Annotated in this window: 14 protein-coding genes; 3 read left to right on the top strand and 11 right to left on the bottom strand. The window is 48.9% G+C overall.

Annotated elements, in window-relative coordinates:
- Position 1: 1 nt before the first annotated feature.
- Complete coding sequence (locus EFB08_RS05855) at positions 2-1,486, bottom strand: RagB/SusD family nutrient uptake outer membrane protein (RefSeq protein ID WP_123126014.1); 1,485 nt, start codon at positions 1,484-1,486, stop codon at positions 2-4.
- A 68-nt stretch (positions 1,487-1,554) separates the two neighbouring features.
- Complete coding sequence (locus EFB08_RS05860) at positions 1,555-4,656, bottom strand: SusC/RagA family TonB-linked outer membrane protein (RefSeq protein WP_123126015.1); 3,102 nt, start codon at positions 4,654-4,656, stop codon at positions 1,555-1,557.
- Positions 4,657-5,005: 349 nt separating this feature from the next.
- On the opposite strand from EFB08_RS05860, the gene EFB08_RS05865 reads away from it, so the two are divergent.
- Positions 5,006-6,052 carry a LacI family DNA-binding transcriptional regulator gene (locus tag EFB08_RS05865; RefSeq protein ID WP_123126016.1) on the top strand — a complete coding sequence of 349 codons (1,047 nt, stop codon included), beginning with the start codon at positions 5,006-5,008 and terminating at the stop codon, positions 6,050-6,052.
- A gap of 296 nt (positions 6,053-6,348) precedes the next feature.
- On the opposite strand, the gene gldG is transcribed toward EFB08_RS05865, so the two are convergent.
- The 6 genes from gldG to EFB08_RS05895 all read right to left on the bottom strand — a co-directional run bounded on the left by gldG (position 6,349) and on the right by EFB08_RS05895 (position 12,262).
- Complete coding sequence (gldG, locus tag EFB08_RS05870) at positions 6,349-8,058, bottom strand: gliding motility-associated ABC transporter substrate-binding protein GldG (protein WP_123126017.1); 1,710 nt, start codon at positions 8,056-8,058, stop codon at positions 6,349-6,351.
- The gene (gldF, locus tag EFB08_RS05875; RefSeq protein WP_123126018.1) at positions 8,052-8,780 is read right to left on the bottom strand and encodes a gliding motility-associated ABC transporter permease subunit GldF; all 729 of its coding nucleotides are present in this window, start codon (positions 8,778-8,780) and stop codon (positions 8,052-8,054) included. Before gldF ends, gldG begins: the two co-directional genes overlap by 7 nt.
- Positions 8,781-8,912: 132 nt before the next feature.
- Positions 8,913-9,833: a gliding motility-associated ABC transporter ATP-binding subunit GldA gene (gene gldA / locus EFB08_RS05880; RefSeq protein WP_123126019.1), complete on the bottom strand. Its 921-nt coding sequence runs from the start codon at positions 9,831-9,833 to the stop codon at positions 8,913-8,915.
- Positions 9,834-9,842: 9 nt separating this feature from the next.
- The gene (locus tag EFB08_RS05885) at positions 9,843-10,559 is read right to left on the bottom strand and encodes an SDR family oxidoreductase (protein WP_123126020.1); all 717 of its coding nucleotides are present in this window, start codon (positions 10,557-10,559) and stop codon (positions 9,843-9,845) included.
- A 183-nt stretch (positions 10,560-10,742) separates the two neighbouring features.
- Entirely contained in the window at positions 10,743-11,531 is a 789-nt protein-coding gene (locus EFB08_RS05890; protein ID WP_123126021.1) for a DUF695 domain-containing protein, read from the bottom strand.
- A 17-nt stretch (positions 11,532-11,548) separates the two neighbouring features.
- Positions 11,549-12,262 carry an SDR family NAD(P)-dependent oxidoreductase gene (locus EFB08_RS05895; protein ID WP_123126022.1) on the bottom strand — a complete coding sequence of 238 codons (714 nt, stop codon included), beginning with the start codon at positions 12,260-12,262 and terminating at the stop codon, positions 11,549-11,551.
- Between the two features lie 109 nt (positions 12,263-12,371).
- Between EFB08_RS05895 and EFB08_RS05900 the strand changes: the two genes are divergently transcribed.
- Both EFB08_RS05900 and EFB08_RS05905 read left to right on the top strand, forming a co-directional pair.
- Positions 12,372-13,100: an MlaE family ABC transporter permease gene (locus tag EFB08_RS05900; RefSeq protein ID WP_123126023.1), complete on the top strand. Its 729-nt coding sequence runs from the start codon at positions 12,372-12,374 to the stop codon at positions 13,098-13,100.
- A gap of 42 nt (positions 13,101-13,142) precedes the next feature.
- Positions 13,143-13,949, top strand: a complete 807-nt coding sequence (locus EFB08_RS05905) for an ABC transporter ATP-binding protein (protein ID WP_123126024.1) — start codon at positions 13,143-13,145, stop codon at positions 13,947-13,949.
- Between the two features lie 209 nt (positions 13,950-14,158).
- Here the strand turns inward: EFB08_RS05905 and EFB08_RS05910 are convergent, their stop codons facing one another.
- Genes EFB08_RS05910 through EFB08_RS05920 form a run of 3 tightly spaced genes read right to left on the bottom strand, consistent with a single transcriptional unit; the run spans position 14,159 to position 16,495 of the window.
- The gene (locus tag EFB08_RS05910; RefSeq protein WP_123126025.1) at positions 14,159-14,770 is read right to left on the bottom strand and encodes a bifunctional nuclease family protein; all 612 of its coding nucleotides are present in this window, start codon (positions 14,768-14,770) and stop codon (positions 14,159-14,161) included.
- Between the two features lie 10 nt (positions 14,771-14,780).
- Positions 14,781-15,755: an electron transfer flavoprotein subunit alpha/FixB family protein gene (locus EFB08_RS05915; protein ID WP_123126026.1), complete on the bottom strand. Its 975-nt coding sequence runs from the start codon at positions 15,753-15,755 to the stop codon at positions 14,781-14,783.
- Between the two features lie 2 nt (positions 15,756-15,757).
- Positions 15,758-16,495 (bottom strand): electron transfer flavoprotein subunit beta/FixA family protein, encoded by a 738-nt coding sequence (locus EFB08_RS05920; RefSeq protein WP_123126027.1) that lies wholly within the window; start codon positions 16,493-16,495, stop codon positions 15,758-15,760.
- Between the last annotated feature and the right edge of the window lie 58 nt (positions 16,496-16,553).

The raw sequence follows: 16,553 nt of genomic DNA on the forward strand, positions 1-16,553 counted from the left end.
CTTAATAACCTGGATTTTGAACCAATGTCCGGTTGTTGGCAATAGCCTCAGCAGGAATTGGGAAAAGCTTATAAGTGTCTGCACTAGCCGCTTTGAAGGCACGTGGAGCGGTGAAAGTCCCGAAACGGATCATATCCTGACGACGGTGACCTTCCCAGGCAAGTTCCCTACCTCTCTCGTCATACACTTCATTCAAGGTTAAAGTACCTGAGAAATCTGCCAGACCAGCCCGGTTTCTAACCTGATCCACCAGTTCTCTGGCAGTAGCTTCAGAACCTCCGCTTCTCAGCAAAGCCTCAGCTTTGGTTAACAGCACATCTGCGTAACGGAATACAGGGAAGTCATTAGAGGAGCTGTTTCCTGGCTCAAACGGAGGAACAGGAAGGAACTTGGCGTTTCTGGCACCTTCTGACTGACCGGCACTGGTGAGGGAAGAAAGGGTAGAAGTGTAGGTTACACCGCCTGGCTGAGGACCAACCAACCACTGTTTCCTACGAAGGTCATCATTGCTGTACTTGCTAAGGAAGTCCTGGTGAACAGTTGCTCCATTCCAGGCACTGAATCCAAACAAGGCATTGCCATGCGGCCCCTGTAAAGTACGGATACCAATGATGTTACGAGGAGCGCTCAAGGCATCTACATACACCGCTAAAATCACTTCCTGGTCATCTAATCTGTCTCCAAAAACAGGGCTCGCACCTGCATTGGTGTACAAATTTTGGGTTAAGTTAAAACCACCTTCGTTGATAATTTTATCTGAGGCTGCGATAGCTTCTGTCCAGCGTGGGGTACCTGTGTACACTTCGGCGTTCAGATACACTTTCGCTAACAGAGCGTAGGCTGCCCATTTGTTAAAACGACCGTAGAACTGACCACCTTTAGTAGCAGGGAGAAACTCTACGTTATCCTGGATTTCTTTAACAATGAAGTTGAAAACTTCAGCGCGGGGCGTTTGAGGAATCTGGTCTACCGTAACGTTGTTTTGGGTATAGAATGGGATGTTTCCCCATCCGTCCATCAGCATATAGTAGAAGTAGGCTCTTAGTATTCTTGCCTCGGCAATTCTAGATTGGTCTGCGTTCGCATTTTCCAGCAACTCAATTGCCAGGTTGGCTTTGAAAACGCTTCTATACAACCAGTTCCAGGTATTACCGATGAACTCCTGAGATCCGGTCCAGGTGTGTTGGTACATGGCACGCCAGATACCGTTGTCATTCCAACCTCCGTCATCGCGGGTAGGAACAACCATTTCATCGGTAGAAGTCTCATTCAGGTCATACCAGCCTCTGTCTGCGCCGGCAATCCCTTTTCCGTTCCAGTCACCCCTTACCTCATTGTAAATACTCGCCAGGGCAGCGTTGATTCCCGCGTCAGTGGCATAGAACTCATCAGCAACCTGTGTGCCGTAAGTGCCCTCCTCTAAATCAGTACAACCTACGTAGGTGACTGATGCGGCAACCAAAAGTGAATAAATTATTTTTTTCATGGGAAATTCTTAGAGTTTCTTTTTCAATAATATCTAACACAAAGTCAGACGGTTGAATTCATTGGTTTTTAGAAAGTTGCATTGATTCCCACAGCAAAGTTGCGGGTACGTGGATAGATACCATAATCAATACCAAAACCGCTTCCTCCTGTTGAACTTACCTCTGGGTCAATACCAGTATAGTCTGTGATGACAAACAAGTTATTGGCGGTGAAGGAAAGTCTCAGGTTCTTAATGGCTCCCATTTTGGCTTTGTTGAAGTTATAGCCAACGGTAAGGTTTTCAAGACGGGCAAAGTCACCATCCTCTAACCAAAGGTCAGTGGCATAGGTCAAATTCTGCAGACCAAGATCCAAAGAGCTTTGTAACACGTTCACCTGTCCTAATTGGCTCAAGGTGCTCAAAGTCGCTTTTCTGGCATTAAAGATTTTATGGCCATGGGCACCTCTGAAAACCAGGTTCATATCAAAGTTTTTGTATCTGGCAGATGGCGTGAAAGCCCAGGTGAATTTAGGCAATGCCTGACCAGCAATGTAACGGTCTGGGTTTTCTCTATTACCGTCTGAGATAACACCATCTCCGTTCAAGTCATCAATGATCTGGTTTCCGTTCTCATCAATACCAGCGTGCTTGAACAGGTAGAAGGTACCCAACTGCTGGCCAATGATCAGGTGAGAGATGGCATTATTGGTCGAACCAACACCGGTTGTACCGCCAGAACCCCAAACCACAAAATTAGTAGTCAACGGAATTCCGTTTAAAGTTCCGCTCAGCTCCTTAACTTCAGTTCTGTTGGTGGTTAGGTTACCCGCCAAGTTCAGGGAGAAATCTTCTTTGTCAATCAAAGCATAAGACAATCCAAGCTCTGCACCTTTGTTAAGGATTTCACCAATATTAGCCTTTATTGATCCAAAAGGGTATGGAGGCTGCGGCACTGCGTAGTCAAACAACAGGTCGCTGGTTCTGCCATAATAGAAATCCAATGAACCGGAAAGTCTGCTGCCACCAAAGAAACCGAAGTCAATACCGGCATTGTACATCTTTTTCACTTCCCAACGCAGGTCAGCATTTTCGTTCTGGGTGATAGCGAAGTTAGGGATTAGCGTACCGCCGAAGAAAGCTGTTCCGGCGTTATTGGCCAAACGAACAGAGTTCAACGGGCCCAGGCCTTGCTGATTACCAGTTTCCCCGTAACCCACTCTCAGTTTTAAGTCATTGATAACGGTAAGGTCACGCATGAAAGCTTCATCTGAGATTCTCCAGGCACCGGAGAAAGCGAAGAAGTTAGCCCATTTGTTGTTTTCACCAAACACAGAAGATCCGTCTCTTCTGAAGCTTCCGCTAAAGATATATCTGTCTTTAAAGGAGTAGTTGGCTCTTCCCAGGAAAGAGGCAAGGGTTCTGTCGTTTTTAAAAGAAGTGATGTTGCCTTGCTGGAATAAGTTAGGATCTGCAGAAGCCAGAGAGCTAAGGTTATTTTCATTGTCAATTAAGAAACCTCTTGCTGTGGCGCTATATCCATCATAAATCTGCTTCTGGTACTCATACACCCCAATGAAATCCAGGTGGTTGTCACCAAAATCAGTTTTATAGTTTACAAAGGCGTTGAACAACTTCTCATCTGAGTTATTGGTAGTTTTGGTAGCGATACCATCCGGCAGGTTGTTCAGGAAAGCGTCTCTTTCCTCCCCAGTCAGGTTGGCTGGCACTTCACCCAGGTTGCGGGCACCTTCAACGGTTGTTCTGGCAGAAGTGTACCCTTCATACAGACGGTCAGTCCTTCTCCAGGAGCCAAACACCCCAGCGCTTAAACCACCAATAATTCTGTATTCAGCTCGCAGACTCCCGAACAGGTTATTTGTTCTGTCACCGTCCACAATCTCATTGGTTCTAGCTACCGGGTTCAGGTATCCAAAGCTTTGCGGATCCAGGAAATAAGGACCCGTGTCTTTGTACAATGGCTCATCTGTATAGATAGGGTCTGTAGGACGGCGGTTGGTTGCCTCCCCTATTCTGCTTCCATTGTTGTACTCATTGTTCCTAACCGAGGCATTCAGGTTGAAGTCTAAGTTAAGCTTGTCTTTCAATGCTTTCTGGCTACCCTGGAAACGGCCGATGTAGTTATCATAGCTGGAATTCTTGATGATACCTTGTTGCAGGATTCCGGTCAAAGAAGTTCTGTAAGTAAAAGTTTCACTACCACCGGCTACAGCCACATTGTGCGTCTGGGTATAACCTCTGCGGGTGATTTCATCAAACCAGTTGGTGTTTCCACCATAGTCATTGAAGTTAATTCCTCTTGCCTCAGCCGCAGCTCTGTATTCTGAGCCATTCAGCATATCGTATTTCTTGGCGATTACGTCCATAGAGCCTACGCCGCTATATTCAACGGAAGTTTCACCGGCTCTCCCTTTTTTGGTAGTTACCAACACAACCCCGGCCGCACCTCTTGAACCGTAGATAGCGGTAGCAGAAGCATCTTTCAAAATTTCAATAGAGCTGATCTCGCTGGGTGGAATCTGGTTCAACAAGCCAAGGTCACCCTGGATACCATCCACAACCACCAACGGGTCATTTCCACCGATCAAAGAAGTAATCCCTCTGATCCGGATGTTAGGGTTCTGGCCCGGCTCACTACCTACCTGGTTGATGTTCACCCCAGCGGCTCTACCAGCAATTTGCTGCAGTGGGCTTGTTACCGGCCCGGCGTTGAAGTCTTTCTCATCAATGGAAGCAACAGAACCGGTCAAGTCTCTTTTGTTTTGCGTACCGTAACCAACTACCACAACCTCTTCCAAGGCTTTGGCATCGGTCAGCAGGTTTACATTCAAGGTAGACTGCGCTCCTACTGGTACCTCCTGGGTTATATACCCAATATAAGAGAACACCAAGGTTCCGGCACTACCGGTTACCGGAATAGAATAGGCACCGTTCACGTCAGTGGCTGTAGCGGTAGTGGTACCTTTCAGTACAACCGATACACCAATCAGTGGAGAGGTACCATCACCAGTAACGGTACCGGAAATGGTTCTTTGTTGTGCCGATGCATGCCCTATGCCCAAAGACAAAAAGGCTAACAACAGCAACAAAAAGGAAGAACCCTTCCTCAGCTGCCAAAAACTAAGCCAGCCCTGAGGGGCCAACTTTTTCTCAGGTAATAAATTAGTCATAGATGAAGGATTAAGGTAAATGAAGTAGTTGGGACAACTTTTAAAAAATCAGCAAAAACCTACTCGATTGAAAACCAAATACTTGAAATATTTTCCAGAGTTTGGAAATCGATTTCCTTACCGATTTACCAACTTTTTACTGCATTTCAAAGATTTTGGCCATCAAAAGAAATATTTTTTTTAACGTTTTGCCAAAATTACGAACAAAAAATGAAGCTTTATTTAAAATATAGATTTTAAGCAGCAACATTTTAACAGATGTTTAATTAGCTTTGCGATAGATGCACGTTTGAAGAAGGAAATTTCATCATAAGCCTCCTCCACCTTATCACGAAATCGATAACACTCTATGAGCAGAACGACCATACATGATATAGCCAAGGAACTGAACACCAGCCCTTCTACTGTCTCCAAAGCTTTAAATGACCACCCTTCGATAAGTGCGGCCACGAAAGAACTGATAAGGACCGCTGCTCAAAACCTGAATTATCGCCAAAACCGGTTGGCCTCCTCTCTGAGGTCAGGAAGAACAAATATTATCGGGATCGTCATTCCCAGCTCAGACATCGGATTCTTTGGCGGTGTGGTCCACGGCATCGAAAAACTGGCCCGCAGTAATGGCTATAATATCCTTTTGTTCCAGTCTAAAGAAACCGGTGAATACGAGGTTGAAGGAATTGAAACCCTGTTACAGACCAGCGTAGACGGCATCATTGTTTCCATTGCCAAAGACACACCCAACCTGGATCACTTCTATGATGTGAAAAAGCGCAAGGTGCCGTTGATCTTGTTTGACCGGGTGAAAGACGAGCTGAATTCCCCATCGGTGGTGGTGGACGATTACAAAGGCGCCTACATGGCCACTGAACACCTTATTCAGCAAGGGTACACCCGCATAGCCCATATCTCGGGACCCCAGCATATCAAGATTTTCAATGACCGTCTTTGCGGCTATGTAGACGCCCTAAAAGCTAACAACCTGCCCGTAGACGATGACTTAATCCAATACGGAAGGAACTCTATTGAATCAGGTAGGGCGAGCGCCGAGCGTTTGCTGGCCAGAAACAAAGACATGGACGCCATTTTCGCGGCCGTTGATTTTACCGCCCTTGGGGCCTTGCAGTACCTGAAGCAAGCCGGCGTGAAAATGCCGGAGAAAATTGGCATGATCGGGTTCGGGAATGAATCATTCAGTCCCTATGTCACGCCTAGCCTGTCCACCATTGACCAACAACCCGCCCGCATGGGGGAAGAAGCCTTTACCTTGTTTTTGGAAGCAATGGCTAAAAAAACAGCAGGATCAAACGGGGAGGATGTTGTGGAAGAACCTAAGAAAATAGTGTTGGAACCAGTACTGGTGGTACGGGAGTCTTCGGTCCGGAATCCGATAGCTTAAAAAGAAAAGACAAAAGGAAATCCCTGCTTTGGGCCTGTTTTATGCAAAACAAGTCCAAAGCAGGGATTTCCTTTTTATGGTTTTTCTTATGTTAGTTATAGAGATTGGTTGAACACCTTTAATTGTTTACTTTTTAGGGAAGTGCTCCGTAAAGCATCAGCTAAGCTCTGAGGCGTACCACGTTACAGGGTAACGAGGCTAACATCGTTATTCTGCAACGACGTTATCATGTAGTGTCGTAGGCATTCATTCTTAGCCTCAAAGAAATCCTTTTCCGAATATCCTTGATTCACGTACTATCGGGCGTAGGCGCGTTTCCGGAGCCAGAACTTGGCCAGCCCAAAAAGCAGCAGCAAGGCCAATGGAATGCCCAGGTTAATGGCTTGCCATTTGGTACGTTCCTCGCGCAACTTGGCTTTGTCCAGGGGCCTAAGTTTTATTTCTTTCCCGCGTAGTTCAATTAACCCCTTCTCATCCAGCAGGTAATCGGCTACATTTTTCAGGAGTTCTTTGTTGGCGAAACGGGAACGGCTAAACCGGTCGAAGCCCAGTTCCAACGGCCGTCCGGAACGCGGGTCTACATCATTTGCAGCTAAATCACCGTCAGAGAAAATAACTAACTGAGAAGCTTGGCCCTGCTCCAGAAACGGAATGTTGGTTCCTTCAGGTACCGGACGGTTCTTGAACACCGACTGAAACTTGCCCTCCAGTAAATACCCCACCGGAATGGCATTCTGGCTGAACAACCTTGGATCACGATCCACGCGGGGATCATTCAGAGAAATAGAAACGGGTGAATCACGCTTGCGAGAATACTGAGACGTCCACAAAAGGGGTGACTTTTTGATGCCCACGGCTTTCACAGTATCCAAGGAACTAACAAACCGGGTTTGGACGGCATCCAGGTTGCGGGTGAGGGGAAGTTTACTGAAATTACTGATCAAGGGGTAAAAGCGCCACGGCACCAGTTGAGTCTGGGGTTGGTTGCCCATGTACCCAGTGACCATGGGAATGAAACTGGCGTTCAGGTCTTGGACCAGGTCTGGGTTCACCCGCACACCATATCGGAAAAGTAAATCCTGAAGGTTCAGGTCATAGGGAAAGGCTAGAAAACCCTCTTCCCGTACACTGTCCAGGGAAGCACGAACGCCATCCAACATGAACAGCATCTTCCCTCCCCTTATCAGGAATTGGTCCATTTTATATTTGTCCAGCTCCGAGAAAGGTTTGGTGGGTTTCATGAGCACCACTAGATTGAAGTTGTTCAGGTCCGCTACTTGGGAGAGGTCTACCCTGTTTACGGTGTAATATTCCGAAAGTGTGCCCAAAAAGTCGGCGGCTTGGGGTAACCAAAGTTCTCCGTGCCCTTGCAGCACTCCTATCCTGCCGGCACTGGTGGAAGCAACTTTCAGGATGGCAGAGGCCAGTTCATACTCCAACCCTTCTATGGATTGGTTCAGGCGTTCCTCGGGCGGAGCGGCCTGGCTTCCCCTTAACAGTACCGCGGCGGTTTCTTTGTTTCCGGCTGAGATAAGGGCACCAGGAAAAACGATTTTCTCTACTTTCTTGTCGCCTTCCTGCGCAAACAGGTTGGTAGGTTGAAGGCCTTTCTGGGCCAATTGGGTATAGAACTGATTGCGGGCCTGCTCGTTGGTATTGGTGTTTGGGTCTACAAACTGGTACTGCACGTTTCCGTCTGAGTACAGCCGAAATTCCTCCAGCATCTCGCGGGTGCTGTTCTGCAACCTTTTAAAACCGGCGGGGAACTCCCCTTCCAAGTACACGGTCACCTGAACCGGTTCACGGAGGCTGCTCAGCAGGTTCTTGGTTTGGTCTGAGATGGAATAGCGTTTGTCTTCGGTGAGGTCTATCCTGAAGAAATAGCGGCTGGCCACAAAGTTCAGCACCAGCAGCAGCCCCACCGCTACCAGAAAGAACGTCCAGTTTTGGCCGCGGCGACTTTCTACCTTCGGCTTTTGAGTTTCTTGGGAAGTTTGGTCTACCATTTTCTGCTCTCTAATACCAATTTGGTTCCTAAAAGCATGATGGTGATCACACTTATGAAATACAGTACATCGCGGGAGTCTACCAAGCCTTTGCTAATGGAGTTGTAATGGTAGGAAATACCCAATTGCGCGATGTAATACGAAGTGGTGCCCCAAGCATCAATGGAGGCCAGCAAATCAAAACCGGTATACACCAGGTAACACAGGAACACCGCTAAGATAAAAGCTACTATCTGGTTTTCGGTGAGGGACGAAGCAAATATGCCCATGGCCACGAACACCGCCGCCAGAAATACTAATCCCAGGTAAGAACCCGCCACAGCGGCAGAGTCAATGTTGCCCACTGGATCACCCAATTGGTAAACGCTTACATAATACAGCAGCGAAGGCAGCAAGGCAAAGAGGGCCAGCAACAGACAGGCGAAATACTTGCCCAAGAGCAACTGGGTATCAGAAAGTGGTTTAGTGAGCAGCAATTCCATGGTGCCGCCCTTCCGTTCCTCGGCGAAGGCGCGCATGGTGATGGCCGGAATCAGAAACAGGAACAGCCACGGCGCCAACATGAACACCGATTGCAAATCGGCGTAGCCGTAGTCAAGCACGCTGCTGTCAGGAAAGACCCACATGAACAAGCCTGTGGCTACCAGAAACACCCCAATGACAATGTAGCCGATGAGGGAGTTGAGATAGGAGTTAAACTCTTTGGAAAGAATTGCGAACATATCTTGGGAGATCCCTTAACCCAGGATCAATATCAGATCTTTAAGTGATTGATTTTGGTGAGGGTAAAACTCAACCCGTAAGTAATTTGTTTTGAGGTACTTTTTGCCAAACCAGCCTTGAAACAGGTAAGCTTACTTGGGAGGCTTTGTCAAATCCTGGAACAGTTTCTCCAGGGAGTTCTCTTCTTGTTGCAAACCCACCAATGGCCAGTCTTTCTCTCCGGCAAGCCGGAAGATGGCGGAGCGGAGATCGGTTTTGGCGGTGGCGATGACTCTGTATTTCAACGGTCCTGCTGGTTCTACCCGCTCTACTCCTGCTAAAGCCAACAATGGCTCCGGGTTTACCTCGGCCTCAAACTCGGCTAAGATGCGGGTATCCTGGCGGCCCATGTTCTTTAGATCCGCTACGGGGCTATCGGCTACCAATTTGCCTTGGTTGATGATGAGTACGCGGTCACACAGCGCGCTTACCTCCTGCATGATGTGGGTGGAAAACAAGACGGTTTTTGCCTGGCCCACTTCCTTGATCAACTGCCGGATCTCCACAATCTGGTTAGGGTCAAGACCGGTGGTGGGTTCGTCCAGAATCAAGACCTGCGGATCATGGATGAGCGCCTGGGCTAACCCCACCCGCTGCCGGTACCCCTTTGATAAAGCACCTATCTTTTTATGCCGTTCCCGGGTGAGTCCACAGAGGTTGATCATCTCTTCAGTGCGGGCTTTCACCTGTGCACCGCCAAGACCGTGGAGTTTGCCTACGAAATGCAGGTACTCGCGTACGTACATGTCCAGGTAAAGAGGGTTATGTTCGGGCAGGTAACCTACCTGGCGGCGCACCTCTTTGGGTTCTTCCAGGACATCGTGCCCGTTCACCAGTACCGTACCGCTGCTGGGCGGAAGGTAACAGGTGGCAATTTTCATGGTGGTGGATTTGCCTGCCCCATTCGGTCCCAAAAACCCTACAATTTCTCCGGAGCTTACCGTAAACGAAACGTGGTCTACGGCGGCCTGCGGACCATACAGTTTGGTCAGGTCTTTTATTTCAATTCCCATGCGTGCGGGTTAGGCTTTCTTTTTCTCTGGACGGCCCTTGGGCATAAGCGGTCGCACCTCAATGTCTACGTGGTGGTAGTTGGGCGGCGACTGCAGCACGTGCAGAATGGTAGAGGCAATTTCTTCTGGCTGCATCATGTTCTCAGGGGCGGTGCCGGTGCCCTCAAACCCGTCGAAGAAACTAGTGGCGGTTGACCCAGGATAGATGCAGGTTACTTTAATACCGAAGGGGCGTACCTCTTTGAACAAAGCCTGTGACAGACCGCGCACCGCGAATTTGGTGGCGCAGTACCCGCTCATGTTTTCAATACCGGTTAAGCCCGCAATGGAGGAAATGTTGATGATATGGCCTTCCAGCTGCTTTTTCATCTGAGGCAACACCAACCGCGTGCAGTAGAAAATACCGTTCACATTGGTGTCCATCATGGTTTGCCAGTCACGGGGGCTCATGGTGTCAATGGATCCCTGGATGCCCAGACCGGCGTTGTTGATCAGCACCGAGATGTTCTGCCGAAGCCGCTCCACGGTTTGCTCGTACGCGGTAAGCACCGAATGCTCAAAACGCACGTCGCACTCAAAGAAATAGAAATCTGGGTGGGAGATTTTGGGCCGCGAACGGCTCCAACTCACTACCGTGGCTCCTTGCTCCAGCAACAGTTTGGCGGCAGCTAGACCAATCCCGCTGCTGGCACCGGTGATCACAACTACTTTTCCTTCTAGTTCCATATCTTAGAATTTGCTCAAATTTAATCAAAAGAGATTTACCGAATTCTAATAGTTATTTTTTCCACCCCGGTTTTCAAAACTAGGGCAGAAATTGTAATAACGCCTCTTTCCTCCCTTTTCGCATGTATTCTGCCAAGGGGTTAAAAGGGCATTTCCATGTTTTAAGGGCGATTTCCTGAAAAGTCATGAAAGCGGAGCCGTGTCCTCCCCCGTTTCTACCGAGGTTTCCCAGCCATCATACTCAGCCCCATATTCCTGGGCCAGGCTCCAGAGAGACAACACCAGCCCGTTAATGGCTTCTTCCTCTAATTTGCTTTCAGAGGCCACCTGCAGTTTATAGGGCGTTTCCTGAATTTCGGGCTCAAAGCTCTCCTCTACTTTCTGGAAGCCCAGAATTTCTATTTTCCGCCAGAAGTGTTGCCGGCTGGCTTCGTCTTTGAAATAGATCCAGTGGTCTACCTGCCGGGCAATAGAGGGATTGTCTCCGTTTTCCTCCAGATGGCGGAGCAACTTCCCGTTCTGGATTTTCTGCAGGTCCTCGGGTTCCGGGAACAAGAATTCCAGGTAGGTTTCCCAGTTGGGGTCTTCCCAGGTATCTGCCTCGTAGTTATAGTTGGGGAACCCTTCCATGGCTTGGGCCACGTAATGATCGGCCAGGAGAACTTCATCGGCATAGAAATAGAATTTCCGGAGGCCGTGGTTCAAGGTCTTCCCCACGAACAAAGCGCCCAAAGTGGTCTCCAGCGTATCGGCAATGGAATCTTCTATGTCACCCAAGGGCTCCCATTCTGCCTCTCCCGGGAAACCGTCTTCCTGCGGATCGGTCAACGGCACGGTGACCTCAATGATTTTGGAGAGTCCTTCAATGGGCGCAAGCGGATGCAGGTTCAGGTCCAGGCCAATAAAAGCGGGCCGGTTATCTATGTGGCAGAAATATACCTCCCAGTCGGGTTGTTGCAGGTTTGTTTCCATTTGGTTTGAATTAGTCTTTACCCTGGAATATCGCCTAGCTGCGGCCGAAGCAACAGTTCTTCAATCACGGTTTGTTTAGAGATGCTGTGCGCGTTCCAAATGGCATTGGCAACATCCTCGGGTTTCATGAACCGATCCTTGGGCAGGTCTACGCCTTCCCAACTAGCGGTATACGTGGCACCGGGTAAGACGGCGGTCACCCGGATGTTGTGGTCTTTCAATTCTTCGCGCAGCACCCGGGTCATGCCGTAAAGCGCATGCTTGGCTATGCAGTAGGAGCCTCCGTTGGTATACGCCGTGATGCTAGCCGTGGAGCAAATGGTAAAGATATGTCCGTCGCGGCGCTTGATCATGTCTCCCACCAGGCCTTTGGTGAGGTCGTAGGCGCTGTACAGGTTGGTGTTGATCATCTCGCGCAGAACGTTCTCGTTTTCGTTGTGGATGGTTCCCGGAATAAAGAAGCCGGCATTGTTCACCAGCACGTCTACCTTCACATTCAACGACTGGATGTAGTCCAGGAAACGCCGGATTTCCCCTTCCTGGCTTACATCGGTGGCCAGGTAGAACACCTTTGAAAAGGTGTACAACTCCTCTATCTCCAATTTCAGTTTCTCCAGGTCCTGCTGGTTCCTGGAACAGGTGATGATGTGGAAACCCTCGGCGGCAAAACGGCCGATGATAGCCCGCCCTATCCCTTTGGTGCCGCCTGTAACCACTAGATATTTTTGCATGGGAATGATGTTTTTTCTTTTTTCAACGTAATATAGGCATTTGAAACTAAGATTGACCTAACCATCCCTCACTGCGGCGGCCCCGCAAGGACCTCTTTGAACCTATTGCATGAAAACCTTTGGTGCATTTTTACTTTTTCTGTCTAACCTTGTCAAAAGAGGGGAGTCCCCTAGGATTTTATTTAACCGAACCATAGACGAAGCCATTCTCATTGGCATTGATTCTATCTTTATCGTGGCGGTGGTTTCCACTTTTATTGGGGCGGTTACCTGCGTACAAATTTCCTATAACCTGACTAACGCCCTTATCCCAAGGTCCACTATCGGGTTCATGGTACGGGAAATGACCATCCTGGAGCTGGCGCCTACCATCACTTCCATTGTGTTGGCCGGTAAAGTTGGTTCCAACATTGCGGGCGGATTGGGCACCATGCGGATCACTGAGCAGGTAGATGCCCTGGAAGTGATGGGGATCAATTCAGCCTCCTATCTGGTACTACCCAAAATTATGGCTGCCCTACTGGTGTTTCCTATGTTGGTGGTGGTGTCCATGTTCCTGTCAATCCTGGGCGGTTTTCTGGCCGGTAGCTTATCCGGGGCGTTGTCTGGGCAGGAGTACATTACCGGGCTTCGGTCAGATTTTATCCCGTACAACATCACCTTCGCGCTGATTAAATCGCTGGTGTTTGCGTTCCTGGTTTCCTCCATCTCTTCTTACCAGGGATATTTCACCGAAGGCGGCGCGCTGGAGGTTGGCCGGGCAAGTACAAAGGCCGTTACCAATAGTGTGATTGCCGTATTGATCGCCGACTTTGTCTGTGCCCAGTTGTTGCTTTGAGGCCGTTTTAGAGAAAAGCACTTGAAATTAGGCTGAACTATCATGATAGAAATACACAACATCCATAAAACCTTTAACGGCACCAAAGTACTGGACGGCATCAGCGGGAACTTTGAGTCTGGCAAGATGAACATGCTTTTGGGCGCCAGCGGTACCGGGAAAAGCGTTCTGCTCAAATGCATCGTAGGATTGGTGAAACCAGATCTGGGAAGCATCACTTATGACGGACGCGTTTTCGCCAACAACAAACTTGACATCAAACAAGAGATAAGACGCAAGATTGGGATGCTGTTCCAGGGCAGTGCCCTGTTTGACTCCATGACGGTGTCTGAGAACGTAGAGTTCCCCCTGCGCATGCTCACCGATATGAATCGGGAGGAACGCATAGAGCGGGTAGATTTCTGCCTCAAACGCGTGGGTCTGGAGAACGCGGGCGGCAAAATGCCTTCTGAGCTTTCCGGCGGGATGAAGAAACGGGTGGGAATTGCCCGCGCCATTGCGCCGCACTGTACCTACCTCTTCTGCGATGAACCCAACTCAGGCCTTGACCCCCTCACCGCTATCACCATTGATGAGCTCATCAAGGAAATTACCATGGAGTATGATATTACCACCATTGTGGTAACGCATGACATGAACTCGGTGCTGGAATACGGCGACAACGTGATGTTCCTCTACAAGGGCAAGAAACTCTGGGAAGGCCACAGCAGTACCATCATGGACACCCGCGTCAAAGAACTCAACGACTTCATCTTCTCTAACCGACTCATGCGCGATGCCAAGAAAGTGGAGCAGATTGAGGAAGAAGAACGTCAGGAAGAAGAACAGAACCGCAACGAGAAACACTAATCCGTTTCAAGGCTGGTTTCAAGAAATTAACGTAAAACTGGTCTTGGTTAATAGATTTTGTTTTGAGCCTGATTTCAAGAAAAAAGCCCCAAAATACTTCACCCCTTGATGAAAGGCTGAAGGGATAGATTGAAGAAATTTCTCAGTTTCTATAAAAGAAAAAGTCTCAGGCGAACACCTGAGACTTTTTCTTTTAAGGTCAAATCAGCTTAATTCCGTTTGTTCAATTCGTCGCGGATTTTGGCGGCCCGTTCGTAGTCCTCTTTTTCAAGGGCATCGTTCAACATGGTGTTAAGCTCCTCCACAGATATTTCCTTGAGGTTGCTTTTCCCGCTGCTGGACGGGGTGGCACTGGCCGAAGAAGTGGTGGGGATTTCATCGGTTTCCTCTTCGTCCTCGTCTTCCTCCATATCACTTAAAATGATACCGGCCTCAGACAGAACGGATTCTACCGTGTAAATAGGCACCCCAAACCGCAGGCCAATGGCAATGGCGTCTGACGGACGGGCATCCAGTTCAAACTCCTTTTCGCCGTCGGTGCACACAATTTTGGAGAAGAATACCCCTTCCTTTAAATCCGAAATCATGATCTCCTGCACGTTCACCTCCATCTGCAAAGCAAAAGACTTGAACAAGTCATGCGTGAGAGGGCGTGTAGGATTTATCTTTTCAATCTGAATGGCAATGGACTGCGCCTCAAACATACCAATGATGATAGGCAAGCGGCGACTTCCCTCCTTTTCGCCCAACACCAGGGCGAATGATCCAGATTGCGACTGGCTTGAGGACAAACCAAGAATCTCTAGCTCAATTTTCTTCACAGTTTCTCTTCTATTTGTCTAAAGCTTTGGCGGCTTCTATCAATTTAGGTACAACCTCAGTAGCGTCTCCTACAATGCCATAATCTGCGGCTTTAAAGAAAGGTGCCTCCGGATCTTTATTGATAACGACAATTACTTTAGAAGAGTTAACCCCGGCCAGGTGCTGAATGGCTCCGGAGATACCCACAGCAATATATAAGTTAGGGCTTACGGTAATACCGGTTTGACCTACGTGCTCATGATGCGGTCTCCAGCCAACGTCGGCCACGGGCTTGGAACAAGCAGTTGCGGCACCCAGCTCTTTCGCTAGATCCTCAATCAAATGCCAGTTTTCAGGTCCTTTTAAGCCTCTACCGCCAGAAACAACCAGATCAGCCTCGGTTAACAGGATGTCGCCAGACTGGCGGATGGTCTCTTTGGGCGCCGTCGCGAAGTCAGCCTCAGAAAGATCAGCGGAGAAATTTTCTACCGTAGCGGTGCCGCCGGCAGTGCTGTCAATGTCTAATGCATTTTTCTTAACAGCGATAATTTTTTTATCGGAAGTCAATTCCACGTCTGAGAACGCCTTGCCGGAGAACACCCCGCGGCGCACAGTGAACGAAGAACCGTTGATCTGCGGCAAAGACACCACATTGGTAGCCAAGCTAGCTCCTAGTTTCACCGCCAAGCGAGAGCCAATGGCTGCGCCGATGTTGGAGTTGGACAGCACAATCACGGTGGAGTTTTCACTTTCCGCAGCTTTGGCGATAACTTTCACGTAGGCAGCAGCCACGAAATCCTGCAGACGGGTGTCATTGTCTAATAATACTTTGGAGATTCCCTGCTCGCCAAGACGGGTAAGGGCATCTGCCTGCACATCACCAATGGCAACGGCGGTGGCCGAGGTACCCAGGGCGGAGGCTACTTTGCTCCCGTACGAAGCTGCTTCCAGGGAAGACTTCTTCACTTCGCCGTTCGCGCATTCAATCACTACTAATACTGACATGCTTATAGAACTTTAGCTTCGTTACGCAATAATTTAATGAGGTCACCGGCACTCTCGGCGGGGATCATCTTCACCCCAGATTTGGCAGGCGGCAACTCATAGTTCTGGACACTGGTTTTGGCATCCTGGCCAACCGGCTCCACTACTTTCAAAGGCTTGGTGCGGGCGGTCATGATCCCGCGCATGTTAGGGATGCGGGGCTCCGTCATAGGCTGCTGGGCAGTCACCACCAACGGTAGCGCAGCTTCAATCACCTCTTTACCGCCTTCAATCTCGCGCTCTAACGTAGCGGTAGAACCGTTCACGTCCAGTTTAATGGCTGGCGCGATGGTAGGGATGCCTAACAACTCGCCCACCATGCCGTGCACCTGGAAACCGTTGTAGTCAATTGATTCGCGGCCCATCAAGATAAGGTCATAACCGCCTTCTTTGGCGTAGTGGGCAATCTGCTGAGCCACAAGGAAAGCATCGGTAGGTTTCAAATTAACTCTGATGGCGTCATCTGCTCCAATGGCCAAGGCTTTACGGATGTTTGGCTCCGTATCAGCTTCGCCTACGTTCAAAACCGTCACACTTCCACCCTGGGCTTCTTTCAGCTCAATGGCGCGGGTAAGGGCATATTCATCGTATGGATTAATGACAAACTGAACACCGGCCGTGTTAAACGCTTTGCCGTCAGGCGAAAAGGTTATTTTGGTGGTGGTATCAGGCACGTTGCTAATGCAAACTAAGATCTTCATTTAACTTAGGGTTAGCTTAATTAAGTTAATTTTGTGGGCAATTTAAAAGAATAATTCA

The organism is Rufibacter latericius (assembly GCF_003721515.1).
Lineage (GTDB): Bacteria > Bacteroidota > Bacteroidia > Cytophagales > Hymenobacteraceae > Nibribacter > Nibribacter latericius.

What these genes read in the sequence shown, in the direction of transcription:
- EFB08_RS05855 (WP_123126014.1), bottom strand. Translation starts at nt 1,486, where the DNA reads ATGAAAAAAATAATTTATTCACTTTTGGTTGCCGCATCAGTCACCTAC.
- EFB08_RS05860 (WP_123126015.1), bottom strand. Translation starts at nt 4,656, where the DNA reads ATGACTAATTTATTACCTGAGAAAAAGTTGGCCCCTCAGGGCTGGCTT.
- EFB08_RS05865 (WP_123126016.1), top strand. Translation starts at nt 5,006, where the DNA reads ATGAGCAGAACGACCATACATGATATAGCCAAGGAACTGAACACCAGC.
- gldG (WP_123126017.1), bottom strand. Translation starts at nt 8,058, where the DNA reads ATGGTAGACCAAACTTCCCAAGAAACTCAAAAGCCGAAGGTAGAAAGT.
- gldF (WP_123126018.1), bottom strand. Translation starts at nt 8,780, where the DNA reads ATGTTCGCAATTCTTTCCAAAGAGTTTAACTCCTATCTCAACTCCCTC.
- gldA (WP_123126019.1), bottom strand. Translation starts at nt 9,833, where the DNA reads ATGGGAATTGAAATAAAAGACCTGACCAAACTGTATGGTCCGCAGGCC.
- EFB08_RS05885 (WP_123126020.1), bottom strand. Translation starts at nt 10,559, where the DNA reads ATGGAACTAGAAGGAAAAGTAGTTGTGATCACCGGTGCCAGCAGCGGG.
- EFB08_RS05890 (WP_123126021.1), bottom strand. Translation starts at nt 11,531, where the DNA reads ATGGAAACAAACCTGCAACAACCCGACTGGGAGGTATATTTCTGCCAC.
- EFB08_RS05895 (WP_123126022.1), bottom strand. Translation starts at nt 12,262, where the DNA reads ATGCAAAAATATCTAGTGGTTACAGGCGGCACCAAAGGGATAGGGCGG.
- EFB08_RS05900 (WP_123126023.1), top strand. Translation starts at nt 12,372, where the DNA reads ATGAAAACCTTTGGTGCATTTTTACTTTTTCTGTCTAACCTTGTCAAA.
- EFB08_RS05905 (WP_123126024.1), top strand. Translation starts at nt 13,143, where the DNA reads ATGATAGAAATACACAACATCCATAAAACCTTTAACGGCACCAAAGTA.
- EFB08_RS05915 (WP_123126026.1), bottom strand. Translation starts at nt 15,755, where the DNA reads ATGTCAGTATTAGTAGTGATTGAATGCGCGAACGGCGAAGTGAAGAAG.
- EFB08_RS05920 (WP_123126027.1), bottom strand. Translation starts at nt 16,495, where the DNA reads ATGAAGATCTTAGTTTGCATTAGCAACGTGCCTGATACCACCACCAAA.